Annotated in this window: 25 protein-coding genes; 14 read left to right on the top strand and 11 right to left on the bottom strand. The window is 51.4% G+C overall.

All coding sequences use genetic code 11. The features are described 5' to 3' along the window. Window position 1: 1 nt before the first annotated feature. Together Q394_RS23115 and Q394_RS0114185 are read left to right on the top strand one after the other, a co-directional pair. Complete coding sequence (locus tag Q394_RS23115; protein ID WP_084260302.1) at window positions 2-139, top strand: transposase; 138 nt, start codon at window positions 2-4, stop codon at window positions 137-139. 189 nt (window positions 140-328) lie between these two features. Continuing rightward, the gene (locus Q394_RS0114185; protein ID WP_028489848.1) at window positions 329-820 is read left to right on the top strand and encodes an SEL1-like repeat protein; all 492 of its coding nucleotides are present in this window, start codon (window positions 329-331) and stop codon (window positions 818-820) included. A 6-nt stretch (window positions 821-826) separates the two neighbouring features. Here Q394_RS0114185 and hisH read toward each other — a convergent pair whose 3' ends face one another. The 7 genes from hisH to Q394_RS0114150 all read right to left on the bottom strand — a co-directional run bounded on the left by hisH (window position 827) and on the right by Q394_RS0114150 (window position 7,231). Then, a complete protein-coding gene (gene hisH / locus Q394_RS0114180; RefSeq protein ID WP_028489847.1) occupies window positions 827-1,465 on the bottom strand; it encodes an imidazole glycerol phosphate synthase subunit HisH in 639 nt (212 codons plus the stop codon). After that, window positions 1,465-2,058, bottom strand: coding sequence for an imidazoleglycerol-phosphate dehydratase HisB (gene hisB / locus Q394_RS0114175; RefSeq protein WP_028489846.1), 594 nt, complete (start codon window positions 2,056-2,058; stop codon window positions 1,465-1,467). The genes hisH and hisB overlap by 1 nt, the downstream gene beginning before the upstream one ends. Window positions 2,059-2,149: 91 nt before the next feature. Beyond that, complete coding sequence (locus Q394_RS0114170) at window positions 2,150-2,917, bottom strand: hypothetical protein (protein ID WP_028489845.1); 768 nt, start codon at window positions 2,915-2,917, stop codon at window positions 2,150-2,152. A 10-nt stretch (window positions 2,918-2,927) separates the two neighbouring features. Then, on the bottom strand, window positions 2,928-4,097 hold the full coding sequence (locus Q394_RS20505; RefSeq protein ID WP_051543461.1) for an ABC transporter substrate-binding protein: 1,170 nt from the start codon (window positions 4,095-4,097) through the stop codon (window positions 2,928-2,930). Beyond that, complete coding sequence (locus Q394_RS0114160; RefSeq protein ID WP_028489844.1) at window positions 4,090-5,064, bottom strand: PQQ-dependent catabolism-associated beta-propeller protein; 975 nt, start codon at window positions 5,062-5,064, stop codon at window positions 4,090-4,092. Before Q394_RS0114160 ends, Q394_RS20505 begins: the two co-directional genes overlap by 8 nt. Before the next feature lie 73 nt (window positions 5,065-5,137). Continuing rightward, entirely contained in the window at window positions 5,138-6,601 is a 1,464-nt protein-coding gene (gene ubiD / locus Q394_RS0114155) for a 4-hydroxy-3-polyprenylbenzoate decarboxylase (RefSeq protein WP_028489843.1), read from the bottom strand. A 135-nt stretch (window positions 6,602-6,736) separates the two neighbouring features. Continuing rightward, window positions 6,737-7,231: a cache domain-containing protein gene (locus Q394_RS0114150; RefSeq protein ID WP_028489842.1), complete on the bottom strand. Its 495-nt coding sequence runs from the start codon at window positions 7,229-7,231 to the stop codon at window positions 6,737-6,739. A gap of 184 nt (window positions 7,232-7,415) precedes the next feature. On the opposite strand from Q394_RS0114150, the gene Q394_RS0114145 reads away from it, so the two are divergent. The 4 genes from Q394_RS0114145 to gdhA are packed head-to-tail and all read left to right on the top strand — an operon-like array spanning window position 7,416 to window position 11,609. Further along, the gene (locus tag Q394_RS0114145; protein ID WP_028489841.1) at window positions 7,416-8,351 is read left to right on the top strand and encodes a prenyltransferase; all 936 of its coding nucleotides are present in this window, start codon (window positions 7,416-7,418) and stop codon (window positions 8,349-8,351) included. Window positions 8,352-8,358: 7 nt separating this feature from the next. After that, window positions 8,359-9,411: a tRNA pseudouridine(13) synthase TruD gene (gene truD, locus Q394_RS0114140; RefSeq protein ID WP_028489840.1), complete on the top strand. Its 1,053-nt coding sequence runs from the start codon at window positions 8,359-8,361 to the stop codon at window positions 9,409-9,411. A gap of 12 nt (window positions 9,412-9,423) precedes the next feature. Beyond that, window positions 9,424-10,257 (top strand): putative RNA methyltransferase, encoded by an 834-nt coding sequence (locus tag Q394_RS0114135; protein ID WP_038141628.1) that lies wholly within the window; start codon window positions 9,424-9,426, stop codon window positions 10,255-10,257. A gap of 14 nt (window positions 10,258-10,271) precedes the next feature. Continuing rightward, entirely contained in the window at window positions 10,272-11,609 is a 1,338-nt protein-coding gene (gene gdhA, locus Q394_RS0114130; RefSeq protein WP_028489838.1) for an NADP-specific glutamate dehydrogenase, read from the top strand. Between the two features lie 167 nt (window positions 11,610-11,776). Here the strand turns inward: gdhA and Q394_RS0114125 are convergent, their stop codons facing one another. From Q394_RS0114125 to Q394_RS0114115, 3 genes are all read right to left on the bottom strand, one after another. Continuing rightward, window positions 11,777-12,154: a diacylglycerol kinase gene (locus Q394_RS0114125; protein WP_028489837.1), complete on the bottom strand. Its 378-nt coding sequence runs from the start codon at window positions 12,152-12,154 to the stop codon at window positions 11,777-11,779. A 2-nt stretch (window positions 12,155-12,156) separates the two neighbouring features. Continuing rightward, the gene (locus Q394_RS0114120; protein ID WP_028489836.1) at window positions 12,157-12,690 is read right to left on the bottom strand and encodes a phosphatase PAP2 family protein; all 534 of its coding nucleotides are present in this window, start codon (window positions 12,688-12,690) and stop codon (window positions 12,157-12,159) included. A gap of 110 nt (window positions 12,691-12,800) precedes the next feature. Next, entirely contained in the window at window positions 12,801-13,616 is an 816-nt protein-coding gene (locus Q394_RS0114115) for a DUF2189 domain-containing protein (protein WP_028489835.1), read from the bottom strand. A 121-nt stretch (window positions 13,617-13,737) separates the two neighbouring features. Here Q394_RS0114115 and Q394_RS0114110 point away from each other — a divergent pair, with 121 nt between their 5' ends. From Q394_RS0114110 to Q394_RS0114075, 8 genes are all read left to right on the top strand, one after another. Continuing rightward, window positions 13,738-14,544, top strand: a complete 807-nt coding sequence (locus Q394_RS0114110; protein WP_028489834.1) for a TatD family hydrolase — start codon at window positions 13,738-13,740, stop codon at window positions 14,542-14,544. Window positions 14,545-14,743: 199 nt separating this feature from the next. Then, window positions 14,744-14,962 (top strand): hypothetical protein, encoded by a 219-nt coding sequence (locus Q394_RS0114105; protein WP_028489833.1) that lies wholly within the window; start codon window positions 14,744-14,746, stop codon window positions 14,960-14,962. Between the two features lie 113 nt (window positions 14,963-15,075). Continuing rightward, the gene (locus tag Q394_RS0114100; protein WP_028489832.1) at window positions 15,076-17,166 is read left to right on the top strand and encodes a type I restriction-modification system subunit M; all 2,091 of its coding nucleotides are present in this window, start codon (window positions 15,076-15,078) and stop codon (window positions 17,164-17,166) included. Beyond that, window positions 17,163-18,368, top strand: a complete 1,206-nt coding sequence (locus Q394_RS22025; RefSeq protein ID WP_084260487.1) for a restriction endonuclease subunit S — start codon at window positions 17,163-17,165, stop codon at window positions 18,366-18,368. Before Q394_RS0114100 ends, Q394_RS22025 begins: the two co-directional genes overlap by 4 nt. Before the next feature lie 58 nt (window positions 18,369-18,426). Further along, on the top strand, window positions 18,427-18,828 hold the full coding sequence (locus Q394_RS0114090; protein WP_028489831.1) for a hypothetical protein: 402 nt from the start codon (window positions 18,427-18,429) through the stop codon (window positions 18,826-18,828). After that, the gene (locus Q394_RS0114085; protein WP_028489830.1) at window positions 18,821-19,246 is read left to right on the top strand and encodes an HNH endonuclease; all 426 of its coding nucleotides are present in this window, start codon (window positions 18,821-18,823) and stop codon (window positions 19,244-19,246) included. The genes Q394_RS0114090 and Q394_RS0114085 overlap by 8 nt, the downstream gene beginning before the upstream one ends. 123 nt (window positions 19,247-19,369) lie before the next feature. Next, window positions 19,370-19,795: an endonuclease domain-containing protein gene (locus Q394_RS20495; RefSeq protein WP_084260486.1), complete on the top strand. Its 426-nt coding sequence runs from the start codon at window positions 19,370-19,372 to the stop codon at window positions 19,793-19,795. A gap of 37 nt (window positions 19,796-19,832) precedes the next feature. Next, window positions 19,833-23,168 (top strand): type I restriction endonuclease subunit R, encoded by a 3,336-nt coding sequence (locus Q394_RS0114075; protein WP_211248819.1) that lies wholly within the window; start codon window positions 19,833-19,835, stop codon window positions 23,166-23,168. Here Q394_RS0114075 and Q394_RS20490 read toward each other — a convergent pair. Beyond that, complete coding sequence (locus Q394_RS20490; RefSeq protein ID WP_084260485.1) at window positions 23,165-25,228, bottom strand: hybrid sensor histidine kinase/response regulator; 2,064 nt, start codon at window positions 25,226-25,228, stop codon at window positions 23,165-23,167. The two genes, Q394_RS0114075 and Q394_RS20490, sit on opposite strands and share 4 nt — an antisense overlap. Window positions 25,229-25,232: the final 4 nt, after the last annotated feature.

The raw sequence follows: 25,232 nt of genomic DNA, 5'->3' as shown, positions 1-25,232 counted from the left end.
CGTGTTTGGGAACTTGCGCGGCAACAAACGCCTGCACCGCTTCACCTTGCGCAGCAAAGCCAAAGTGGACGGGCAATGGAAACTGTTTTGCCTGATGCACAACCTCGAAAAGCTGGCACATTACGGGTATGTCGCATGAAGGGGGAAATGATGCTGCCAAACACGCAAAAATGCACCGTATTGAGCGTATCAGGTGGCATTCAGGGCGTTATGGGGAAGCAGGAAGTCGGCAACGCTGAAAAAAACGCCCGGTCGTTTGGGATGTTCAAAAAAATGACTGCCCGATCTGGATGGGATGATCAGATTCGGGTTTTTCTACACCCTCGTTATGAGAATTACCCGTTTTTGGATTATCCAAATCCTCATTATCGCATCACTATTTAGTATCCTGATCGGTAGCTACCTGTTTTCGTTTGGCTGGTTTGCCAATAAACCCACGCTGGAGCAACAGGCTGAATTCAGCCCGCCAGCCAGCGTTGCACTAACCGAACCCACACCTGCTCTGGCACCAACACGGAGTGCAACATGCAGCACAGCAGAGGGAATTCCCTCGCTAAGCGACATTGAGGACAGTTTGGGCAGTCATGATACGGAACGGCAAGCAAGCTGTTTCAGCTTCTTACAAGCCGAAAGCATGGCAGGCGACAAGGGTGCGGAGTTGTGGCTGGGGCGGGCATACCATAATGGCTGGGGTGTAGCGAAAAATCTGGCAGAAGCCGCCAACCATTATCAACAGGCAGCAACGGCTGACGACGCCGCTACCCGTGATTCTGCTCGGCAATGGTTGTTACAGTTGCAGCAAGAACAGCGGCAACCTTAACCAGCTTTAAACCTGCCAGTTAACAAAGTTTTCCAGCAGTTTCAGGCCATCATCGGCGGACTTTTCAGGGTGCGCCTGAATCGCGAACACATTCTCGTGGGCAATCGCTGACGCATAGCTGATGCCGTATTCGGTAGACCCGGCAATCAGATCCGGCGTTACTGGCTCGACGTAGTAGCTGTGCACGAAGTAGAAGCGTGCCCCGTCGGGGATGCCTTTCCACAGCGGGTGTTCCATCTGCTGCCACACCTGATTCCAACCCATTTGCGGAATCTTCAGACGCACACCGATTTCCTGATGCACGGTGCCGAAATAGCGCACGTTACCTTCATACACACCGAGGCATTCGATACCGCTGTTTTCTTCGGAATGCTGCATCAACACCTGCATTCCCATGCAAATGCCGAGGAAGGGTTTGGTCTGGATGACTTCGCGCACCACGTCCGCCATGCCACGGGTTTCGAGTTCGCGCATACAGTCACGCGCCGCACCTTGCCCCGGAAACACCACTTTGTCGGCTTGCAGGATCATGTCAGGGTCAGCGGTAATCACCACGCTGGCAGATGTTCCGGCAGCGTGGGCGACGGCGCGTTCCACCGAGTGCAGGTTGCCCATGTTGTAGTCGATGATAGCGATTTTTTGCATTACAGCGACCCTTTGGTGGATGGCATGATGCCCGCCATGCGCGGGTCGAGTTCCAGCGCCATGCGCAGCGCCCGCCCGAAGGCTTTGAAAACGGTTTCGGCAATGTGGTGAGAATTGCGCCCTTTGAGATTGTCGATGTGCAGCGACACTAACGCGTGATTCACAAAGCCTTGGAAAAACTCGTAAAACAAATCCGTTTCAAAAGAACCAATGCTGGAACGGGGGTATTCCACCTGATGTTCTAGCCCCGGTCTGCCGGAAAAGTCGATAACCACGCGGGAAAGCGCTTCATCCAACGGCACATAGGCGTGCCCGTAACGGCGGATGCCTTTCTTGTCGCTGACGGCTTTCGCAAAAGCCTGCCCCAAGGTAATGCCGATGTCTTCGACACTGTGGTGGTCGTCGATGTGCTTATCACCCTTGCATTCGATGTCGAGGTCGATCATACCGTGGCGGGCAACCTGATCGAGCATGTGTTCGAGGAAGGGGATGCCGGTGTCAAAGCGGGCTTTGCCGGTACCATCGAGGTTGATGGTGACGCGGATTTGGGTTTCGAGTGTGTTGCGTTCTACGCTGGCGGTACGTGCGGTCATAGCTAAACCTGTAACAGTGAGTTTGCCCAGATTCTAACACAGTGGGTGGCTTGCTCTCTATGTTGCGTAGTGACCCACGTGATGCCAATCATTAAAACTCGTAATTCACGCGGGTAAGCAGGCGTTGTCCATCGGTATTCCCCATGCCGAAACCGATAGCTGTCCCGACTTCCAGCCCCTTGGCGGGTTTCCAGAAAATGCCCTGTGTTAGCTGCTGTTCTTCTTCGCTCCAGTTGTATTCGCCCGTCACCACTTTATTGCCGATAGTATGAAATACCGCCAGATTAGCAAAACCTTCATTTTGCCCCGCGCTGCGTTCATTACCGATTTGCAGAGATGCTTGAGTGTTACCCGCTTTATCCAACTCACGTGCTACAGTGACGGACATTTCATCGCTATCGCTGAATTCTTCAGCGTCGTCGTCCGCCATCACTTCCGCATCATCGTTGGCAAAAGTGTGTTCGTAACCTAGCGCCACACTGGTTAATGAATCACCAATGTGCATCCAGCCTTTTTTCAGTCCCACCGATGTATTGCCTTGTCCGCTGATGTTCTCTTCCGCATCATCCTTGGGCTTGATGTGCAGGTAAGGCATATGTTCCAACGCAATTTGTACACTGTTGGTGATACCATATTCCAAACCAGTGGATAACTCAGTGGTTTTGTGTGCGTCATCGTTGGTGAAATCTGTACCCACGCTCACTTGCCACTCACCCGCTTCCTGCATAAAGACCGATTCCGTCTGGAAAAAGTCATTCAGTGGCTGTGGGATTTCCATCAGTGCATCGTCATCAGCAAAAACAGCAGGGCAAAGCAAGGCACTGATCAAGCTAACCAGTACAGTACGTCGTTGATTCATTGGAACTCCTTTAGAATTTGCAGGTACTATCATGCTCGTCAAAGCCAAGAGTGTCGAGGTTGTTTTTTTCGTGCAGAAATCCTGTGACTGGAGCGCGTTCTATGACCCAATTGTGGGTTGAGAGCAGCAAGGGTTGGCGGAGTTGGTGATCCCACGGGCGAAAACTGCTGGCACTGCCTTTTGCACCATCCAATGTGGTGTCATTAGCGGTGAGGAAAGCCCGCAGCTTGTTGAAATCATCCCCGTTGGTTTGCTGAACAGCCGTGGCAATGGTTTTGACCGCGATCCACGCTGCCCAGTCGGGGTCGCTCATGCGGCGCGAGGCGATTTTTTCGAAACGTTTCTCCACTTGCGGTGCACCGTGGCGTTGCCATGCCCAGTTCCATGCCAAGGCATTCAAACCCTCTGATCCTATCACCGGGCGTGGTAGCAGGGTTTGGTAGGCAGCATTACGGGCAAATTCACCTTGGCTATCGGCGATATAAACGGCATCGTAATCAGCAGCACCTGTTAGCAGGGCAATATTGTTTTTGTCGCGTTCACGCGGGTCATTGCCCAGCACAAACGGGCGTTTGGCAACGATTTTTGCACCATAACGCTTGGCAGCCCGCTCGAATGCAGCGGTAAGCAGTTGGTCGGCGGGGTTGCTACCTTCCAACACCAGTACTTCCTTCCACTGGTGGGCGACCAGGTATTGCACCAGCGCATCTGCTTGCATGGCGTGGTTGGGTAGGGTGTGGAACACATTCGCCTGACATTGCGCTTGCCTCAAGCTGTCTTCAGGCGCAGAGACGTTGAAAAACACTACATCCTTGCCTTTAAACGCCGTGGCAACCTCACTTAAGGTTGTGGCGGGTAAATCGGTGAGGATAAAGCGCACACCTTCGCCTTGCAGGGCTTCAAGCTGTTTGATCAGATCGGCAGAAGTGGTGGCTTCGGCCGGTTCCAGTGCAAACTGGATGCCCGCGTTTTGCCCGTGAAATTTTACTTCCTTGAGCGCTACTTCCGCACCTGCATAAGGGCGGCCTAACGCTTGCCCCAGAAATTGTGCGGTGAGGTGTTTGTCGTCGTAACGCGGGTCATCGCTTTGCTGGGCATAGCCAATGGTGAGGGTCTGTTCAGCCCATACCGAGGTGCAGGCTAGCCAGCATAATAGTCCGTAAAGGCAAGCCTTAATCATCGACCACTACCATGTAAGGTACACGCCCTACGGGAACTGATTTGGTGACTTTACGGTCGTCAACCTTGACGATGGATACATCATCGCTCAAGCCGTTGGCGACAAACAGCAGGGATTCATCCTGATTCAGGGTGGCATTCCAGGCGCGTTCCCCGACAAGAATGTAGGTTTCTACCTTGCGGGCGGCAACATCCACGACGGCTACCCGGTTGGCTCGCCCAATGGTGACGAACGCGGTTTTGCCGTCTTTAGTCATGCTAATCCCGACAGGAGTAATGTCTTCCTTGCGGAAGCCTTCGGGGGCGAAGGTGAGTTTGTCTTTCACGGTATTGCTGGCGACGTCAATGATACTGGCGGAAGCATCCAGCTCGCTGGTGACCCACAGTTCCTTGCCGTCGGGGCTAAGGGCAAAACGGCGCGGGCGTTCGCCGACTACGATAGCGGCTTTGGCTTCGCCGCTGGCAGTGTCGATAACATGGACAGTGTTGGCCACTTCTGAGGTGACGTACACGGTTTTGCCATCAGGGCTAGCGAGTACACCTTCCGGCTCTTCACCGACTTCCACGGTTTTGGTCATTTTTTTGCTGGTAAGGTCGATTATGCCTAATGCGCCATCGTCTTCCAGTGAGATGTACAGGGTTTTATTGTCGGGGCTGATGTCAAAGGCTTCAGGGTCTTCGATGTCTGCAATTTTATCGGTGACTTCCAGTTTCGCAACATCGATGATGTCGATGCTTTCACCCTCACCACAGGCGGCGTATAGCAAGGTTTTATCAGGATTGAACTGCAAGTGGCGCGGGCGCTTGGATGTTTTTATATCTTTGATTTTTTCAAACGTTTTGCCATCCAGCACCGTGACGATATGGTCATCTTCGCTGCTGACGAATAGGTAGCCGGTATTTTTGGCAAAGGCGGGGCTGCTTGCCAATAAGCTGAACGATAATAACGATAGGGGAAAAAGTTTCACATTGTCCTCCTCAACAGTGACGCTCTAGGCGCACTGTAAGAGGAGGTTGGTTGGAAAAAGGTTGGTTGGGGCGTTAAATACCCAGATCCTTCCACATCCCATCCACGCGGGTTTTCACGGCTTCATCCATCACAATCGGGGTTCCCCACTCGCGCGTGGTTTCGCCCGGCCATTTATTGGTCGCATCCATGCCCATCTTCGAGCCTAAGCCGGAAACGGGCGAGGCGAAGTCGAGGTAATCAATCGGCGTATGTTCGATCAGCGTGGTATCCCGCGCCGGGTCCATGCGCGTGGTCATTGCCCAGATCACATCTTCCCACTTGCGGGTATCCACATCGTCATCCACCACAATGATGAACTTGGTGTACATGAATTGGCGCAGGAATGACCATACACCCATCATCACCCGCTTGGCGTGCCCCGGATACTGCTTCTTGATGCTCACCACGGCCATGCGATAGGAACAGCCTTCCGGCGGCAGGTAGAAATCCACAATTTCCGGAAACTGCTTCTGCAAAATTGGCACGAAGACTTCGTTCAATGCCAAGCCCAGAATCGCCGGTTCATCCGGTGGACGCCCGGTGTAAGTGCTGTGGTAAATCGGGTCTTTGCGGTGGGTAATGCGCTCGATGGTGAATACCGGAAAGCTATCAATCTCGTTGTAATAGCCAGTATGGTCACCATAAGGCCCTTCGGGAGCCATGTCATCGGGGTAAATATGCCCTTCCAACACAAATTCTGCCGACGCTGGAACTTGCAAATCCGCACCGATGGCTTTCACCAACTCCGTGCGCGAACCGCGTAACAAGCCTGCAAACGCATACTCGGACAGCGTATCCGGCACGGGGGTCACTGCACCCAGAATCGTTGCCGGGTCAGTACCAATCGCCACTGCCACCGGAAACGGTTTACCCGGATTGGCTTGCTGGAACTCGCGGAAATCCAGCGCCCCGCCGCGATGCGACAGCCAGCGCATAATCACGCGGTTTTTGCCGATCACCTGCTGGCGGTAAATGCCCAGATTCTGGCGCTTTTTTTCTGGCCCTTTGGTAATTACCAAGCCCCACGTAATCAAGGGCGCGGCATCCCCCGGCCAGCAATGCTGGATCGGCAGTTTGCTCAAATCCACCTTGTCACCTTCGACCACTACCTGTTGGCAGGCGGCTTTGCTGACCACTTTCGGTGCCATATCCAGCACTTTGCGGAAAATGGGCAGGCTGTTGAAGGCATCCTTAAAACCTTTCGGCGGGTCAGGCTGTTTCAGCAAGGCCAGCAGTTTGCCGACTTCGCGCAAGGCTTCGGTGGATTCCTCACCCATGCCCAAGGCGACGCGGCGTGGTGTGCCAAACAGGTTGGCCAGCACGGGTATGCGGTGTCCTTTCGGATTCTCGAACAACAGGGCGGGGCCACCGGAGCGCAGCACGCGGTCGGCGATTTCGGTCATTTCCAGATACGGGTCGACTTCGACGGTAATCCGCTTCAGTTCACCCATTTTTTCCAGTTGTTGGATAAAGTCGCGCAGGTCTTGGTATTTCATGGGAAGGATAATAGCGGAAATGTTGGGCGGGCGGCTATGGGCTTATCGGAATCAGGGGTTTGAAAAAAATTTACCCAAAAAAAAGGTTACAGGCGTAACGCGCTGTAACCCAATTATCAGATTGAGTAAATGTTATTACTTGGCAGCAGGAGCTGCTGCTTCAGCAGCATACGCGCCAACGCCACAGAAGAAGCCTTTGGTGTTTTTGATCACGTAGCTTTTCTTGGCTTTCAGTTCTTCAGTAACAGGGTAAGGCCACTTGTAGTCAACCCAGCCTTTGCCTTCAGCAGATTTGGCAGTCTCAACCATTTTCTCAAACAGTTTGTCGCCGTATTTGTCGAAGCTCAGTAGGTTTTGGCCAACCAGTTCTGGTTTTTTTGGATGAGAAAGCATTTTGCCTTCCAAATCCATGCAGAATACGTACAGGTCTTTGTCCTGGAAGCCACCGTCTGCTTTGGTGAAGGTGTCGAAGGCTGCTTCGCCGCTTTTGTCGACTTCGCCCATGGCTTTTTCGCTCATGGCTTGTGCTTCTGCTTCAGTGCCCATTGCTGGGGCAGCAGCGTCAGCAGCGAAAACATTCAGGCTGAAAGCCACCAGTGCAGTACCTAGAACGTAGCTTAATTTTTTCATTTACAATCTCCTCCATTTAACCAACAACACAAGCCGCTCACCGTTGGGGTGTTCCTCTAGCGCCTTGTACATGAATGCGCACTTAATTTGCACATCGGCCGATTGTAGACAATTATGACTAATAATGGCAATGTTTTAGTGTAAAAATTATTACTTTGTCGACAAAATTGGATTTCTAAAACTAATGACACAAGAACCTGACCTGATACGCTTGAGTAATCCCTTGCTGCGTTACTGGCTGGCAACCCGTCCGGCTTTCCTTGCCGCCAGCTTGATTCCCGTGCTGATTGGGGTGGCGGCAGTCGTCCATCAAGGTGGAAAAGTCAGCTTTTTACTGCTGTTGTTGACCTTGCTGGCGACAGCTTTGGTGCATGGCGGGGTGAATGTCCTGAATGATTACTACGACGATGCTAATGGTACGGATGGTTGTAATACCCAGCGGGTGTTTCCTTTTACCGGGGGCAGCCGCTTTATCCAGAACGGGGTGTTGAGCGCCGGGGAAATGCTGGTGTTCGGTGCGTTGCTGCTGACGGTGGCGATATTGCTGGGGATCGCCTTGGTATGGATAAGCAGCCCGGATTTGCTGTGGATCGGTGTGGCGGGTTTGTTGTTGGGTTGGGGATATTCTGCCCCGCCATTACGCTTGAACAGCCGGGGATTGGGGGAACCTGCCGTGGCCTTGGGGTTTGGCATCCTCACCCCGCTGGGGGCATGGTTGGTGCAAACCGGGGAAGTGGCAATGTACCCGGTGCTGATCAGTGTACCTGCTGCCTTGTTGGTGATGAATATCTTGTTCATTAACCAATTCCCTGACCGTGAGGCGGATGCGGCGAGCGGTAAACACCATTGGGTGGTGCGTTTGGGTGTCGGGCAAGCGCCGTTGGTGTATTTGGTATCGGTGGCGTTGGCGGCCAGCATTGTGCTGTTGCTGGTGAGTACCGCCCTGTTGCCATTGTGGTCTTTGCTGAGCCTGTTACCGTTGGTGCTGGCGTTCAAGGCGGGGCTTAGTTTGCGTGACCATGCCGCTGAACCCGCTTTGCTGGAACCGGCGATTAAAATGACCATCGCCAGCATGATCTTGCACGGGCTACTGTTAAGCCTCACCCTCTGGCTGGTATAGTTCCCACATGAATCAAACCCCATACGACACTTCAGGCTTTCCGACAGCCTACCCCGCGCCCTTAACCGGGCATTTTCGCGTCTTGCCCGCTGATTTTATCGTGGATGAGCAAATGGACTTTGCGCTTTCCGGCGAAGGCGAGCACTTGTGGTTGCAGGTCCGCAAAACGGGCGCAAACACCGATTGGGTAGGCAACCAGCTTGCCCGTTGTGCCGGTATTTCGGGCAAGGATGTGAGTTACGCCGGGCTGAAAGATCGCCATGCGGTCACAACCCAGTGGTTTAGCCTGCAACTGCCGGGCAGGGATGACCCGGACTTTGCCGCCTTACCGCCTGAAATTGAAATCCTCGCCCAGTCGCGCCACGACAAGAAACTGCGCCGGGGGGCGCTCAGTGGCAACCGTTTTAGCCTGACTTTGCGTCATTGCACTGGCGATTTTGCCGAAGCGGCTGCCCTTTGTCAGCAAATCAGCCAGCAGGGGATTCCCAACTATTACGGCGAACAGCGTTTCGGGCACAACTTTGGCAATTTGCGCAAGGCGGAACGGTGGTTTGCGGAAGGCATCGCTCCCAAGCAGCGTACCCAGCGTAGCCTTTACTTGTCGGCGGCGCGTTCGTGGATGTTTAACTACATTCTGGCGGAGCGGGTGAGAACGGGGACGTGGAATCAGCGTCTGCCGGGTGATGTGTTTATGTTCGAGGGTGGTAATGCGTGGTTTGCCGATGATGTGGCGGATGCGACCATTCAGCCGCGTTTGGATGCGCTGGATATTCACCCCACCGGCGCATTGTGGGGGCGGGGCGAGCTGGATACCCAAGCGCAAGCCCGCGAATTGGAAGCGGCGCAAACAGCGTTGTTCCCGGTGTTCTGTGCGGGGTTGGAAAAGCAGGGTTTGAAGCAGGAACGCCGTGCCTTGCGTATCAAGGTGGGTGAGGTCGGTTTTGAGGTGCTGGATGCGGAAACCGTGCAGCTTTCCTTTGAGCTGCCGCCGGGGTCTTATGCCACGGTGTTTATGGAGCAGTTGGGGACGTTTACGTCCAAGTCTGTGCCATCACGCTAGGGGAGGCTGAGCATGACTTCAGGTGTTTGGCGTTGCCCGCTGTGCCACGAGCCACTCAGCCTTGTGGGGCGCAGTTTTGTGTGTAGTAACCGCCACAGTTTTGATCAGGCCAAAGAGGGCTATGTCAATTTGTTGCCGGTCAATCGTAAGCATTCTGCCGACCCCGGTGATAATAAGGAGATGCTGGAAAGCCGCCGCTATTTTTTGCAACAGGGTTTTTACGCGCCTTTGGCGGAGGCCTTGGCTGTGGCGATCCGCGAGTATTTTCCTGACAGTGCTGAAGCTTTAGATGTGTTGGATGCTGGTTGTGGGGAAGGTTATTACCTCAGCCAACTGGCGCAGCACCTCGGCGATAATACGCAGTTTATTGGGACGGATATTTCACGCGCGGCCATGCGCTTGGCAGCGAAACAATACCCGGCGATGCAGTTTGCGGTAGCTTCCAGCTTTGATCTGCCGTTGGCGGATGCCTCGGTGGATGTGTTGGTGCGGGTGTTTGCGCCTGCTTCAGAGGCTGAGATTGTGCGGGTATTGAAGCCGGGCGGGCTGTATTTGTGGGCTTACCCGGCGGCACAGCATTTGTTTGAATTACGCCGCCTGATTTACGATGACCCCAAGCCGCACACGGTGGAGGATTTGCCGCCGATTGTCGGGATGCGCGAAGGTACGCCCTTGCAGGTGCGTTACGCTGTGAGCTTGCCAGATCAGGCGAGTGTGGCGGCATTACTCAAAATGACGCCGTATTATTGGTCGGCGAGTGCAGAAAAACAGGCACATTGTCAACGCTTGCAAACGCTGGATTTGACGGTGGATTTTGCCGTCAGCGTGATGAAAAAAGTGTCATAGGCTTAGGGGGAAGTATGAGTAGTATTCAGGATGTGATCGAGGGGGTGGTGCGCCGTAATGCTGGCGAACTGGAGTTTCATCAAGCGGTTAGCGAAGTGCTGGCATCATTGGAGCCAGTGCTGGAACAGCGTAAAGATTTGCGGGATGCACGTATTTTGCATCGCTTGGTGGAGCCGGAGCGTCAAATCCTGTTTCGGGTGCCGTGGGTGGATGATGCCGGGCTGGTGCAGGTGAATCGCGGTTTCCGCATCCAGTTCAATAGCGCGATTGGCCCTTACAAGGGCGGGCTGCGTTTTCACCCTAGCGTCAATGCCGGGATTTTGAAATTCCTGGGGTTTGAACAAGTGTTCAAGAATGCGCTGACCACCTTGCCGTTGGGCGGGGGGAAGGGCGGCGCGGATTTCGACCCCAAGGGCAAGTCGGATGCAGAGGTCATGCGTTTTTGCCAGTCATTCATGACCGAGTTACAACGCCATATCGGGGCGGATACGGATGTGCCTGCGGGTGATATTGGGGTGGGTTCGCGTGAAATTGGCTTTTTATTTGGGCAATACCGCCGCATTCGCAACGAATTTAGCGGTGTATTGACGGGCAAGGGCGTGGGCTGGGGTGGTTCGCTGATCCGCCCGCAAGCCACCGGGTATGGCTTGGCTTATTTTGCTCAGGAAATGCTCAATACCCGTCATGTCAGTTTGGAAGGTAAAATCTGTGCCGTCTCCGGCTCAGGCAATGTCGCCCAATACGCGGTGGAAAAGATCAACGAATTGGGTGGTCGGGTGGTGACCTTATCCGATTCGTCCGGGGTGGTTTATGACCCGGAGGGGATTGATGCCGAAAAACTGGCATGGGTGATGACACTCAAGAATGTGCGACGTGGGCGCATCAGTGAATACGCCGCCACGTTCAAGGTTGAGTATTATGCGGGGCAACGCCCGTGGATGATTCCGTGTGATTGCGCGTTTCCCTGTGCCACCCAAAACGAAATTAACGCGGAAGATGCCGCAACCCTGTTGGCAAACGGCTGCACGCTGGTGGCTGAAGGTGCCAATATGCCGAGTACCCCGACGGCGATTCAACAGTTTCAGGCGGCCAATATCCTGTTCGCGCCGGGCAAGGCCGCCAATGCCGGGGGCGTGGCAACCTCTGGTCTGGAAATGAGCCAGAATGCACTGCGCATGAACTGGTCGCGGGAAGAAGTGGATGCTAGATTGCATGGTATTATGATCAAGATCCATCAGGATTGTTACAACACCGCCGCCGCGTATGGTCAGCAAGGCAATTACGTGGCGGGCGCGAATATTGCGGGTTTTCTGAAAGTAGCCGATGCCATGTTGGCGCAAGGGGTGATTTGAAAGCAGCGTTTGGGAGCAGGACACCTCTTAAAGAATCCCCTTGGAATCCTTGTGGAATGAACCTATGTTAAGCATATGTTATTCTTATACCAATCTGGAGCGTCCGAATAGAAAGTGGCGGATATTCTGGGTGAGCGTGTCAGGTATCCCGAACTCAGGTGCATTCATCAATTAATTATGTTCCAGAGTTCCATCCCGATCACGATTACCCATAACAATATAGATACGCCGACCGCCGCCGCAGCAATGTCTTTAATGACTTTGATTTTTTCATTGTGCTTATCTTCGACAAAGTCGCAGATTGCTTCAATTGCACTGTTGAACAGTTCTGCCATGAGCACCAAGGTGGTGGCTACCAATACCATGAGGAAATCCACCCAACCCCTGAAGGCAAATGCCACGATGAGTACAATGATCGACAGCACGAGTTTGTAGGTGACACTGAAATCGTATTTGACCGCGTAACTCAAACCGGATAGCACGGTGCGGAATTTTCGCAAGGGGTGATAACCCGCATCTCCAGTACCGAGGAACTTATTTTTCATGGCTAAACCTTTGGCAACAACATAACACGTAATAACAACGCAGAAGCAATCCCCAGCAGTGCGCCGACCAGCACATCACTCGGCCAATGCACTTGTAAATACAGCCTGGACATCATCACTGTGATCACAACACCCGCTAAGATAATGCCGCCACCGATTCGCAGCGTCGGCGGTAACAACAGCCACAGTGCCACAAAAAAGGCAGCGGCCTGCGCTGAATGCGCACTGGGAAATGCCGAATCCATTGGCAAAGCGGTCAAGGTATCAAACAACGCCGGGCGTGGACGCTGAAACCACGCTTTGAGCGCAAAAGCCAACGCACTTGCCAGCAGTAAGGCCGCAGGCAAATACATGCTGTGTAACGATAGCGCAGGAGCGTATCCTAAACGCCACATCACGATAACACTCAACACACTCAGCGGCACTAACAACCACAGCGACCCCAGCCAAGTAACCGATGCGAAAAAATGATCAAGGTAAGGGGTGCGCAAACCGTGGAAAATAGCCAAGATATGGCTATCCAAGACGTTTAGCATGTTATGTTTCCTGCCAATCCAGAGAAGAACCCCCTACCGAAAATACCGCATTAAGTCGTATTTCATGGTAGGGGGCGTGTGTGATACAAGGGGGGAGTCAGTGCGGTCGTTTACGCATCCTTCACCATATCGCGGTAAGCGTGCCAACTCGCATGGGCAATCAAAGGCATCGCAATGATCAAGCCGAGATCAAAGGTCGCAATCCCCAAGCCAATCACAACCGTAATGGTGAGCGCCCACAACAGCATGGTTAAGGGGTTTTTCTGTACGGCACGGATACTGGTAGCCGCCGCTGTCACAATATCAACCTTACGTTCCAGTAACATGGGGGCTGTCACCACACCTGTCATGAACGCAAATAACGCAAACAATAGCCCGACGCTGAAGAAAGCCAGAATAAACATCCAGCCCTGTTCCATGGTGACTAAGGCATTCCATAAACCGGCGTAACCTTCTATATCGACGGACATTTGATTAAAGAAAATACCCGTGATGACGGCGGATAAGCGTACCCAAAAGACCATTATCATTCCCAGTATCACGGCATATAGCCCAAGGCTGATAGCGTTTTCCTGGATACTGCTGAGGGATGACCAGAAACGCGGGGCTTGCCCTTGCTCCAGTTGACGACTCAAGCCATACAAGCCTAAGGCAAGGAAAGGGCCGACCAGCAAAAAGCCGGTGCTGGCCGCCACAAAAAACGCTGGATTAGCGGCTGAAACCATGCTCATGAGGATGCCGACTAAGGCAAAGATAACCCCGTAAGTTAAACTGGCGGAGGGGTTCGCTTTAATATCTGCCCAGCCTTGCCTCAACCAACGCATAATCGCAGCAGGTTCAACGTGTTGGACGGGGTAACTTGTGAATAATTGTTCGGCATGAGGAGCGGTAGAAACGCTAGCCGATTTACTGGCGATCTGTGTCATGATAAACCTCCTTTGAGAACGCTTGACTTTATAATACCCTAGTATTTTACTAGGGATTGAGCTTAATTTAGTGCAGAACATTCTCAACTACAACAAACCCTTATAGAAATACGGAAAAGTTATGTCCAAAAAACGCGAAATCCCGGTCTTTGACCACCCGATCATCGAAACCCATTGCCATCTGGATTATCTGGAAGGCGAGGCGCTGGATGCTGCGTTGCAGGCCGCCCGTGCGGTGAATGTTGAACGCATCATGACGATTGCCGTTTCACCCGATAACCTCGATAAGGTGATGGCGTTGACGCAACAATACCCGCAAGTTTGGGGCACGCAGGGCATTCACCCACACGACGCCAATGATTATAGCGATGCTGTCGATGCGCAAATCCGCGCCAATGCTTTACACGCCAAGATACTGGCGGTTGGCGAAATCGGGCTGGATTACCATTATGACTATTCCGATCGTGCCAAACAGCGAGATGCGTTTGAGCGCCAGTTACAGATTGCGATTGATCTGGAACTGCCGATCGTGGTGCATACCCGCGAGGCCGACGAGGATATGGAAGCCATCTTGCGCAATTTCGTCGGGCAAATGCCCAAGCGCGGGGTGATTCACAGCTTTACCTCTGGGCAGGCGCTGGCGGAATACTGTTTGAGCGAAGGTTTCTGCTTGGGTTTCAATGGCATTAGCACGTTTAAAGCGGCGGAAAATGTGCGTGAAATCATTGCGCTAACGCCAGTCGAACAAATCCTGTTTGAAACCGATGCGCCGTACCTTACCCCGATTCCTTACCGTGGGCATAAGAATGAACCGAAGTACCTACCGTTCATTGCGGAGCATGTGGCATTGGTGAAAGGTGTGCCACTGGATACCTTATTACCGCAGGTGTGGAAGAACAGTGTGGAGGTGTTTTTTGCTGGGCATTGAACCCGTGGGCTTGTGTTGTAAAAAACACAAAATTAGTTGTAAAAATCACAAAATCAAATGAACCTAATTTGATCACCCTGCGACTTACTTAGCGCTTTTTGTGACTTTTCTTGCAAAAACAGAATCCAAAAGCAGACATTGCTTCGTAATGTCTTAACAACGCCGAAACCCATTGTGATTTTGTTGAAGGAACTTTGCCATGTTGAAATTTGCTCTGATCGCTACCGTCTGCTTGCTGCCAACGTTCGCTATCGCTGCTGACCATAATGCAACTGCTCCAGCGGCTGCAACGGCTAGCCACAGTTTGCCGGTGATTGTTAAAAATGAAGTAATCGACTTTAATTTGTGTCGTTTGTCTTTTGAGAATGGCACATCACAAAATGTTAGCTGCGCGTCTGGCAAGGAATCTAGCCACTAAGACGGCGATTGTGTGGTGGTCATGGGGCTAAGTTCAAACATGGCGTAGGTTCAATACGTTGGGGGCTTAATCCGGTTATAATCGCTCCTCGCCCATTGACCGGAAGCTACACCTTGAACCAAAAGCAAATCAAAGCCCTCGAAACGCAATTGTGGGATAGCGCCAATTCTTTACGCGCCAACTCGAAGCTCACCGCTGCGGAGTACAAAGACCCGTTGTTGGGCTTGATTTTGCTGCGTTATGCGCAGAACCGTTTTGAGCAAGCCAAAGTACGGCTGGAAGCTAATCTGCCGCCACTTGCGCCCGGTCGTACTCGCAAAGAACCTACCAAAAATCAATTCTTGAGTGAAGGCGCGATGCTCATTCCGCCACAAGCGCGTTATGACCACCTTGCAGCGTTGCCGGAAGATGAGTCCATCAGCCAAGCGGTGAACACCGCGATGGCGCTGATCGAAGCAGAATACCCAAATCTGGATGGCGTGTTGCCAAAGAATTACCACGAGCTGGGCGAAAAAGGGCAGAGTGAAGCGCTGCTGCGGGAATTGATCCGCGTATTTAATCAGGATGCGGTGAAAGGGCTGACCGGCGATGTCTTCGGGCGCATTTACGAATTTTTCCTGATGAAATTCTCGATGGATGGCGCGGGGGCGCAGGAAGGTGGCGAGTTCTTCACACCTCCGGCGTTGGTGCAATTGATTGTGAACTTGATCCAGCCTGATCATGGGGTGATCCATGACCCTGCGTGTGGTTCGGGCGGGATGTTCGTACAAACCGGGCATTTCCTAGAGGAAAACCGTGGGTTGAAGTCCATCAATGCCGCGATCAAATGTTATGGCACGGAATTGAAGTCCAATAACGTGCGCTTGGCGAAAATGAACCTCGCGATTCACGGGCTGGAGGGCAAGATTGCTGAGAACAACAGCTTTTACGCTGACCCGCATGATCTGGTGGGGCAATGCGATTTCGTGATGGCGAATCCGCCGTTCAATGTGAAAAAAGTCGATAAAGACCGCCCCTATGTAAAAAACGATCCACGTTTGTTCGGCAAGGTTGAGGTTGAAAACGCGGATGAGGACGCGGAGAAGAACAAAAAGCCCGTGCCGCGCCTTGGCATCCCCAACGCCGATAATGGCAATTATTTGTGGATTCAGTATTTCTACCATTACCTGAATGCGAAAGGGCGGGCGGGGTTCGTGATGGCGAGTTCCGCTACCGATGCGGGCAATAGCGAAAAGCTGATTCGCCAAGCCTTGATCGAAACGCAGGCGGTGGATTGCATTGTGTCGGTGGGGAATAACTTTTTCTACACGCGCTCGTTGCCGTGCCATGTGTGGTTTTTGGATAAGGGCAAGCGGGCGGAGAACAAAGACAAAATCCTGATGATTGATGCGCGGAATACTTTTCGTGTCGTCACCAATACCATCAACGACTATTCGCCGGGGCAGTTGGTCAACTTCAGCGCGATGATGGAGGCGTATCGTGGTAAAGCGGGGGCGATTTGTGAGGCGGCGGAGCAGCATGAAACCAATATTGCGGATGTGGCAACCACGTTGCTGGCGGAAGCGGAAGGGTTGCGGCGGGCGTGTTTGGGAGTGTTGAAAGAAGAATCCCCCCTGGGTGAAAGTTTGGCGTGGGATATTGCTGAATTGCAGGCTGAAATTATTGTTGATGAGGCGCTGACGTTGGCAAGTAGTCGCGCTTTGTGTGGCGTGTTTGAACAGCCCGTTGCGGTGTTGAGTGGCTTGTTGGAAGGCTATCAGGCGCAATGGGAACAGGCGCGTAAGGCGTTTGCCGCGTTGGAAAAATCCGCGCAAAACACCGATGACAACAAGGCGTTGAAGAAGCAACTGGACGCGCAAGGCAAACAGTTAAAAGCCTTGTCCGTTTTGATCAAGGGCTATTTTGAGAAAAACAGCGAAGAGCTGGCGAGCTTGAAACAAGCGGTGAAGGATTGGCAGGCGTTGGAAGACTATTTCCCGGATGGTGTGTATCGGGATGTGGAAGGCTTGTGCAAAATCGTCGATTTGGCGGAAGTTGCCGCGAATGATTACAGCCTTACGCCCGGTCGCTACGTCGGCTACACCGTCGATGTCAACGCAGCCTTCGACTACCAAAAACGGATGCAAGAAATCCATGCTGAACTTGCCAATCTGAATCAACAGGCAAATAGCCTTATGTCATTTATCCAAGGTATAGATTTATGATTGAAAGTCATTCGGAAATAAATCTAGGCAGTGTAATAAGTACATTGAAGGGAAATGCTTTTAAGAGCAAGGATTACGCTGAAAATGGATTTCCCTTAATAAGGGTCTCTGATTTCACAAGTAACTCAGTTAGTAAGCAAGCCATTGTTTATGTTCCATATGAGGTGGCGGAGAAAAATTTAAAATATCAACTAAAAACTGGTGATATTTTAATTCAAACAGTTGGTTCTTGGCAGCATAATCCGGCATCAATCGTTGGAAAAGTTGTCAGAGTTCCGAAGAACTTAGATGGCGCATTACTTAATCAAAATGCTGTTAAATTAATTCCATCTCCATTGATTAATAAAGCATTTCTTTATTATAGATTAAAAGATGAATCATTTAAGTCGCATGTTATCGGTTGTGCGCAAGGTGCAGCTAACCAAGCCAGTATAACTCTTTCAACAATTAATGCTTTTCTGTTCTATTTACCACCGCTGCAAACACAGCGAAAAATCGCGGCGATTCTTTCGGCTTACGACGATCTTATCGAAAATAATCTGCAACGTATCAAGCTCTTGGAAGAAATGGCGCAAATCACCTACGAAGAATGGTTTGTTCGGATGAAGTTTCCGGGGCATGAAACCGCGCAGTGGGATAAGGCAACGGGATTGCCGGAGGGGTGGGCAAAGATACCATTAGGCAATATGATGATCTTTCATTATGGCAAAGGCTTAAGAAGCCATGAGAAAAGAGAAGGCAACGTACCTATTTACAGTTCTGCTGGTATTTTTGGCTACCATGATACAAGTTTGGTTGATGCGCCCGGTATTATTGTTGGCAGAAAAGGTAATGTTGGCTCAGTATTTTGGAGTCAAGAGCCTTTTTTCCCGATGGATACAACTTACTACATTGAATCCAAGGAGTCGCTTTACTTCGCTTATTTCGCGCTCAAAAGTGTAGAATTTATTAATAATGATGCCGCTGTGCCGGGATTAAATAGAAATGCTGCGTATGCCATGAAAATAATATCACCTGTTTCTGAACTCATCGAACGCTTTGAAGAGAAAGTTAAGCCTGCTTTTGTAACCATCTTTAACTTGAAAAAACAGAACGAGTTATTGCGGGAGGCGCGGGAGATTTTGTTGCCGCGTTTGATGACGGGGGTGATTGACGTGGATCAGGTGGAAGTGCCGGAGGCGTTGTTGGCGCGGGTGGCGTAACACTCCATAAATTACCTATGCTACACTTTTGCTATCTAATCACCATAGGTAACAGACCATGCCGACGGTTCAAATAACAACACAAGCCTCTACTGAAGAGCTATTACGCAGCGTTGCCTCATTGCCTGCTGCCGAACTTGAGCAATTTGTCACCCGCGTACTAGCACTACGTGCGCGGTTGAAAGCACCCACTATTCCCGATCAAGAAGCGAACTTATTACGCAACATTAACACCGGACTCTCCGCTACCCAGCAGCAACGTTTCGCAGACCTCAATCACAAGCGTCAGGAGGAAACCTTGACCGACGAGGAATACCAAGAGCTGTTGCTATTGATCGAGGAAATGGAAACAAAAAACGTAGAGCGAATTCAAAACTTAAGCCTGTTAGCGCAATTACGGCAAGTTTCACTCACGACTTTGATGCAAAATCTCGGTATTAAAGCGTTGCCTTATGCCTGATCAACGTGTCACTAACCAGATCCGCCAGCAAGTCGGTGATCGCGCCAAAGGCTGTTGTGAGTATTGCCTAAGCCAAGTACAGTTTTCCCCACAGGCTTTTAGCGTGGAACATATTTATCCACGCTCAGCCGGTGGCAAAACACAGTTGGATAACTTGGCGCTTGCTTGCGCGGGTTGTAATGGGCATAAGTACAACAAGACACAAGCCTTTGATCCCATTACTAATGAACTGGTCGCATTGTTCCACCCGCGTCAGCAACAGTGGGCGGAGCATTTTACATGGAACAAAGACTGCACCGTGATTATCGGTTTAACGCCAACCGGACGCGCTACCGTTGAGGTATTGCGCTTAAATCGTCCTGCACTACAGAATTTGCGAGAGGTTTTATACCCTGTGGGCAAACATCCTCCTGAATAATGTGCCGGAGGCGTAGAAAGCCCCCCCATCCCCAACCCTTCCCCCGCAAGGGGTGAAGGGAGCAAGAGGCGCATTTTGTCAGTGTGTGTTGCATGGCAAGACAAAGTTGCTGACACTGGCAGAATGGAAAGACAAAACAACAAAATTCACCGTGACCTTGCCCGTAATTTACGCAAGAACATGACAATGCCAGAACAACAGTTGTGGGATGTTTTGAGAAAACGCCAACTCGACGGCTACCGTTTTCGCCGCCAAACCGTATTAGGGCGTTATATCGCTGATTTTGTTTGCTTGGAAGCACGCTTAGTGATCGAGTTGGATGGCAATCATCATCACGAGCAGCAAGGTTACGATCGCGAACGCGACAACTGGATGCAACAACAGCAGTTTCAGGTGCTGCGTTTCTGGAATCACGAAATCTTGAGCCATCAGGAAGCCGTCATACAACAAATTCGCCACGCTCTCCAAAAGCAGTCGCAGCACCTCTTGCTCCCTTCACCCCTTGCGGGGGAAGGGTTGGGGATGGGGGAGAAGTTCGGAGTGGGATGACTAAGGTATGTCGTGAATTAGAGTGAGGTGAGAGGGTTTGCAAGGCTTAAGCCGCTATCATTCCTCGCAGGATGCCGATAAAATCACCGTATTCAGCAACCTTGGGCAAGGCTGCACATTACTGGGGGCGGGCATGAGTTACGAATATTCCGAAGACAAAGCGGTGGAAGACCCTGCCGAAGAGATTTTGCTGGACTTGCATTGGCAGGTTGTCACCGCATGGACTGAGCCACTTTCCAAACTACCCGACCGCAGCGACGGCTTATTAGGTCGTGCCAACCTTTCCGAAGTCATCTTGTACCGCCACCTGATGACTGCGCTCAAAGCACTCAACCCCGGCTTGCCTCACGCAGCCTACCAAAGCGCGATTGACCAAATCCAACAAGCCGAAGCCGGAAAAAAGCTGGCGGACATCAACAAAACCAAACACGCGCTGTTCATTCACGGGGTCGAAGTCAGCTACCAAGACGCGGATGGGGCGCTGCAAACCCAAAAGCTCAAGGTATTCAACTTTAACCAGCCAGAACAAAACCACTTTCTGGCGGTGCGCCAATTAACCATCAAAGGCGCGTTGTACGAACGCCGCCCGGACATTATTGGTTTCGTGAACGGCATTCCCTTGGTGTTTTTTGAGCTGAAAGCCCCCGGTGTGGCATTGCGTAATGCCTACGATCAGAACCTCACAGATTACAAAGGCGGCAAAAATCACGATGGCGCGATTCCAGAACTGTTTCACCACAACGCTTTCATTATCCTCAGCAATGGGGTGGATGCAAAAGTCGGCACGATCACCAGCCCGTTCAAATTCTTTCAGGAGTGGAAGCGTTACGAAGAAGATGACGAAGGTGTTGTCGATATCGACACTATGATTCGCGGCACGTGTGAGAAGGGGCGTTTGCTGGATTTGTTCGAGAACTTCCTGTTATTCGATGGCGACGGTGACGACATGGCCAAGATCATGGCGAAAAATCACCAGTTCCTCGGCGTGAACAAAGTGCTGAATCAAGCCCGCAACATTGCCGACCTGCAAGGCAAACTCGGCGTGTTCTGGCACACCCAAGGGTCGGGCAAGTCGTATTCGATGGTGTTTATGTGCCAGAAATTGCTGCGCAAATTCGGTGGCAGTTACACCTTTTTGCTGGTGACAGACCGCAGCGAACTGGAAAATCAGCTTTATGACACCTTCTCCAGTTGCAAAGCCTTGCCCACTCAATTACCCAAACGCGGGGTACGCGCCAAAAGCCGCGAACATTTACGCGAATTGCTCACCGAAAACCACCGCTACGTATTCAGCCTGATTCACAAGTTTTCCATCGACCCGAAAAAGGAAACGGCGTACCCGCTGATCACCGAACGTTCTAATATCATTGTGATTTCTGACGAAGCTCACCGCACCCAAGGTGGCACGTTTGCCCGCAATATGCGTTTTCAGGCGATTCCCAATGCGTCGTATCTAGGGTTCACCGGCACGCCGCTGATTGATGAAGAGGTGGAAATCACCAAGAATATTTTCGGGGATTACGTGTCGGTGTATGACTTCAAAAAGGCCATTGACGACTACGCCACACTGCCGTTGCGTTACCAAAACCGGGGTGAAAAACTGGCATTGAACAACCCCAAGCTCGATGAACGCATGAGTGCCATCATCAACGCTGAAGAATTGAACGCGGATCAACTCGCCAAACTCAAGCGTGAATTTGCCCGTGATTACCCCATCCTTACCGCTGAAGATCGCTTGAAGAAAATTGCTAAAGATTTGGTGTGGCATTTCAACGAACGCGGTTATCAGGGCAAAGCCATGTATGTGGCTTTGGATAAACCCACCGCCGTGCGCATGTACAACTTGATCATGGAACATTGGCCTGAGTATGTGCAGACACTCGAACAGCGCCTAAAGCACGCTGAGGATGAGCAACAAGCGCAAAAACTCAAGCGCCAGTTACAACGGGTGCAAACCACCGAAGTGTGTGTGGTGGTCAGCCCTGAACAAAACGAACTGAAAAGATTCGCGGATTGGGGTTTGGATATTCAGCCACACCGCAAAAAGATGGTTGAGCGTGATCTGGAAACCGAATTCAAAGACGATGACAATCCGTTCCGCTTGGCAATTGTGTGCGCGATGTGGATTACGGGGTTTGATGCGCCGTGTGTGTCAACGGTGTATCTGGATAAACCCATTCAAGGTCATACCTTGATGCAAACCATTGCCCGTGCCAACCGCGTGTACGACGATGAAAAAGAAAACGGCCTGATCATTGATTACGGCAATGTCTACCAGCAATTGGAAAAAGCCTATGCCGTTTACGGCAAAAGCGGCAAAAACACGGGCAAGGGTACAAAAGGCGGTGGTGATAAGCCAGTTGAGAAATTGGAGGAAATGGAAACTGAGTTGCGCAATGCGATTCTGAGCGTGCGCAATCACCTACAAGAAGTTGGCTTTGAACTGGATACGTTGGTGAATCCTCCCAGTATATTGCACAAGTTAGCCAAGCTGAAAGAAGCGAGGAACGCCGTATCGCTGAATGAAACCACCCGTACTAAGTACGAGTTTTACGCCCGCGACGTATTCCGCAAATACAGTGCGCTTTGTCTAGAGCCATTGGTGAAACCTTACACGCCCGAATTCAACGCGATTGAAGCTATCTACGACCAGCTTAACCAGAAAAAGGCTGCGGTTGATATTACTGCCGTGATGCGCCGCTTGCAGCAGGAGGTGAACTTGAGCGTTACCACCTTGGACAGCGTGGGCGAAAATGAACGCCCAGATGATGATTATGTCGATCTCAGCACCTTGGATTTCGACAAATTACGCGCAGCGTTTGCCCAATCCACTGAAAAGAACACCGTGGTGTTTGACCTGCAACAAGCGATAGCACAACGGTTGGCGCAAATGATGCGGCAAAACCCTACCCGTTTGGTTTTTTACGAGAAATACCAAGCTATTATCCAAGCCTACAACGATGGCAAAGACCTACAGGCCGTGCAAAAAGCCTTTGATGAGCTGAATGTTTTCCTGAAAAAAGAGCTTACCCCAGAAACCGAACGCGCCATGCGTGAAGAGCTGGATGAGGAAACGCTGGCCATTTTTGATCTACTCAAAAAGCCAATGCTCAGTCTTGAGGAGCGCAAAAAGGTTAAGGAAGTCGCCAAAGAAACCCTCGACATCCTTAAAGCCGAGAAATTGAGAATTGAACGCTGGCGTGAAAGCACACAAGTTGCTGCGCAAGTGCGGGTAATCATTGATGAGCGCTTGCAGTGGCTACCGGCTGACAGTTATCCCGATGATGAGCTGGATCTCAGAGGCTTTCAGGTTTATCAGCATGTCTACAGCCATTACCAAGGGGGTGGGGTGAGTGCTTACGGGCAGTTTTAAGCCGTTGCTACCTGATGCTGCAACCAATAACCCAATTTTTCGCGTAACTGCGCGACATTGAGCGGTTTGCTAAGGTAGTCATTCATGCCTGCGGCGAGGCAATCCGCACGAATTTCTTCTGCGACATCGGCACTCAGGGCGATAATGGGGATGGGTTGGGCTTCATTGGCTTCAGCCTCCCGTTTGCGGATGGTACGGCTGGTTTCTTGCCCTGTCATACCCGGCATATGCAGATCCATTAAGATAAGGTGAATAGTTTGCTGTTCCAATACCGCGAGCGCCTCTGTGCCATTGTCGGCAAGAATCACGTCTAAGCCCAGTTCTTCCAGCCATAAACGCGCCACTTCGGCATTGATAGGGTTGTCTTCGACCAGCAATACCCGCCCCGCCAGAGTGCTATGGGTGGATGTTTGTTGCGGCGCTTCCGGTAATGGTGGCGTAAGCGCGTCGGCAAGCGTAAATGGCAATGTAAAGTAAAAGCGGCTCCCGACGCCCTGCTGGCTACTCAGTTCCAATTGGCCACCCATTAGCCCCACCAAGCGTGCTGCAATGGGTAATCCTAGGCCTGTGCCACCGAACCGCCGCGTCGTTGAGCCGTCTTCTTGGGTAAAGGCTTCAAAGATGCGTTGTTGGGCATTTTCTTTGATACCGATGCCCGTATCCCTGATGCTGAATTGGACAAGTATTTGATTTTCATGACGCTGTTGTAGGCAAACATCCAGTGTTACGGTGCCACTGGCCGTGAATTTGATGGCATTGCCGATCAGGTTAAACAGCACTTGGCGTAAGCGGTGGGCATCGCCTTGTAGCTTGGTCTTGTTTTGTAGTGTTGTATGCAACGTTAGGTAAAGCTGCTTGCTGGTCGCTTGTTCAGTTAATAACTCAATAATCTCTTCTGCCAGTATTTGCAGGTCAAAGCTTTCTTGCTGTAGCTCAATTTTATTGGCTTCGATCTTGGAAAAATCCAGAATGTCTTCAATAACGCTGAGTAAGTGTTTGCCTGAAGTGGCGATAATGTCGGTGTAATGGTGCTGGTTTTTGGTGAGTTCGGTCAGTTGCAGGAGTTCGACCATGCCTAATACACCATTCATTGGCGTGCGAATTTCATGGCTCATTACGGCCAGAAACTCGCTTTTGGCTTTACTGGCAGCTTCGGCAGCTTCTTTGGCACGTTGCAGTTCCAGTTGGGCGTGTTTACTGTCGGTAATATCGACCACGCTCCCTACTAGGCGCAAGGGGTTGCCATCATCATCCCATTCCACCACATTGCCGCGATCCCGTACCCAGATAATGCGGCCGTCTTTACGGCGCATTTGGTGCTCGTGGAAATACGCGCCTTTGCCTTGTAGGCATTGGTCAATGGCTGCCATGACATCGGCGCGGTGTTCTTCCAACAGTAGGCCAGTGAAATCTTCCAGCGAGTGTTCGATTTCGTCGTTAGGAAACCCAAACAATTCACACCAGCGGGCATTATTGAACAGGTGATTGGAACCGACGGGCCAATCCCAAATGCCTTCAGCCGTCGCTTCTAACACGTGTTTCAGGCGCTGTTCGCTAGCTTCGGCAAGGGTGCGTGCCTCGTACAAATCCGTAATATCACTGGCAAGAATGAGTAAGTTTTTGGTGCCATCCACGCGTATAATCGGTTTTTTTAGCGATTGGTAATGGCGTATTGCCCCCGTGTGAGCATCAGTGGATTGCTCCATGACGACACAGGTTTCACCTGAATTTAATATGGCTTGTACATCCTGCTGATAGGCTTCGACCTGTAGGGGATTAGGGTTGAAGTCACTGTCATCTTTACCCAGTAACTTATCTGGTGTCGTGCCATACAGTTCGGCTAGGCTACGATTGCCGAACAGGAAATGGCCTGCTTCGTCCTTGAGAATAATGACTGTCGGACTTTCATCAACAATCGTGCGTAATAAGTTTTCCCGTTCTAGCGTTTCTTGCTGGCAGCTTGTTTGACGGTGTTGCTGTCGCCACAGCAAGTAGGCCATGATTCCCATAGCCATACCGGAAAGACAGACAATGCTAAGCAGGTAGCTTAGTGGAACCATGGTT

Origin of the sequence: Thiothrix lacustris DSM 21227, assembly GCF_000621325.1 — a bacterium.
GTDB lineage: Bacteria > Pseudomonadota > Gammaproteobacteria > Thiotrichales > Thiotrichaceae > Thiothrix > Thiothrix lacustris.
The sequence above is the reverse complement of the archived record's forward strand: the minus strand, read 5'-3'. Positions and strand labels throughout refer to the sequence as shown.

Excerpts from the sequence above, each read along its gene's own strand:
- truD (WP_028489840.1), top strand. The coding sequence starts at position 8,359 with ATGAATCAAACCCCATACGACACTTCAGGCTTTCCGACAGCCTACCCC.
- Q394_RS0114120 (WP_028489836.1), bottom strand. The coding sequence starts at position 12,690 with ATGCTAAACGTCTTGGATAGCCATATCTTGGCTATTTTCCACGGTTTG.
- gdhA (WP_028489838.1), top strand. The coding sequence starts at position 10,272 with ATGAGTAGTATTCAGGATGTGATCGAGGGGGTGGTGCGCCGTAATGCT.
- Q394_RS20495 (WP_084260486.1), top strand. The coding sequence starts at position 19,370 with ATGGAAAGACAAAACAACAAAATTCACCGTGACCTTGCCCGTAATTTA.
- Q394_RS22025 (WP_084260487.1), top strand. The coding sequence starts at position 17,163 with ATGATTGAAAGTCATTCGGAAATAAATCTAGGCAGTGTAATAAGTACA.
- Q394_RS0114145 (WP_028489841.1), top strand. The coding sequence starts at position 7,416 with ATGACACAAGAACCTGACCTGATACGCTTGAGTAATCCCTTGCTGCGT.
- Q394_RS0114110 (WP_028489834.1), top strand. The coding sequence starts at position 13,738 with ATGTCCAAAAAACGCGAAATCCCGGTCTTTGACCACCCGATCATCGAA.
- Q394_RS0114185 (WP_028489848.1), top strand. The coding sequence starts at position 329 with ATGAGAATTACCCGTTTTTGGATTATCCAAATCCTCATTATCGCATCA.
- hisB (WP_028489846.1), bottom strand. The coding sequence starts at position 2,058 with ATGACCGCACGTACCGCCAGCGTAGAACGCAACACACTCGAAACCCAA.
- Q394_RS20490 (WP_084260485.1), bottom strand. The coding sequence starts at position 25,228 with ATGGTTCCACTAAGCTACCTGCTTAGCATTGTCTGTCTTTCCGGTATG.
- ubiD (WP_028489843.1), bottom strand. The coding sequence starts at position 6,601 with ATGAAATACCAAGACCTGCGCGACTTTATCCAACAACTGGAAAAAATG.
- Q394_RS0114105 (WP_028489833.1), top strand. The coding sequence starts at position 14,744 with ATGTTGAAATTTGCTCTGATCGCTACCGTCTGCTTGCTGCCAACGTTC.
- hisH (WP_028489847.1), bottom strand. The coding sequence starts at position 1,465 with ATGCAAAAAATCGCTATCATCGACTACAACATGGGCAACCTGCACTCG.
- Q394_RS0114170 (WP_028489845.1), bottom strand. The coding sequence starts at position 2,917 with ATGAATCAACGACGTACTGTACTGGTTAGCTTGATCAGTGCCTTGCTT.
- Q394_RS0114090 (WP_028489831.1), top strand. The coding sequence starts at position 18,427 with ATGCCGACGGTTCAAATAACAACACAAGCCTCTACTGAAGAGCTATTA.
- Q394_RS20505 (WP_051543461.1), bottom strand. The coding sequence starts at position 4,097 with ATGATTAAGGCTTGCCTTTACGGACTATTATGCTGGCTAGCCTGCACC.
- Q394_RS0114150 (WP_028489842.1), bottom strand. The coding sequence starts at position 7,231 with ATGAAAAAATTAAGCTACGTTCTAGGTACTGCACTGGTGGCTTTCAGC.
- Q394_RS0114135 (WP_038141628.1), top strand. The coding sequence starts at position 9,424 with ATGACTTCAGGTGTTTGGCGTTGCCCGCTGTGCCACGAGCCACTCAGC.
- Q394_RS0114115 (WP_028489835.1), bottom strand. The coding sequence starts at position 13,616 with ATGACACAGATCGCCAGTAAATCGGCTAGCGTTTCTACCGCTCCTCAT.
- Q394_RS0114125 (WP_028489837.1), bottom strand. The coding sequence starts at position 12,154 with ATGAAAAATAAGTTCCTCGGTACTGGAGATGCGGGTTATCACCCCTTG.
- Q394_RS0114085 (WP_028489830.1), top strand. The coding sequence starts at position 18,821 with ATGCCTGATCAACGTGTCACTAACCAGATCCGCCAGCAAGTCGGTGAT.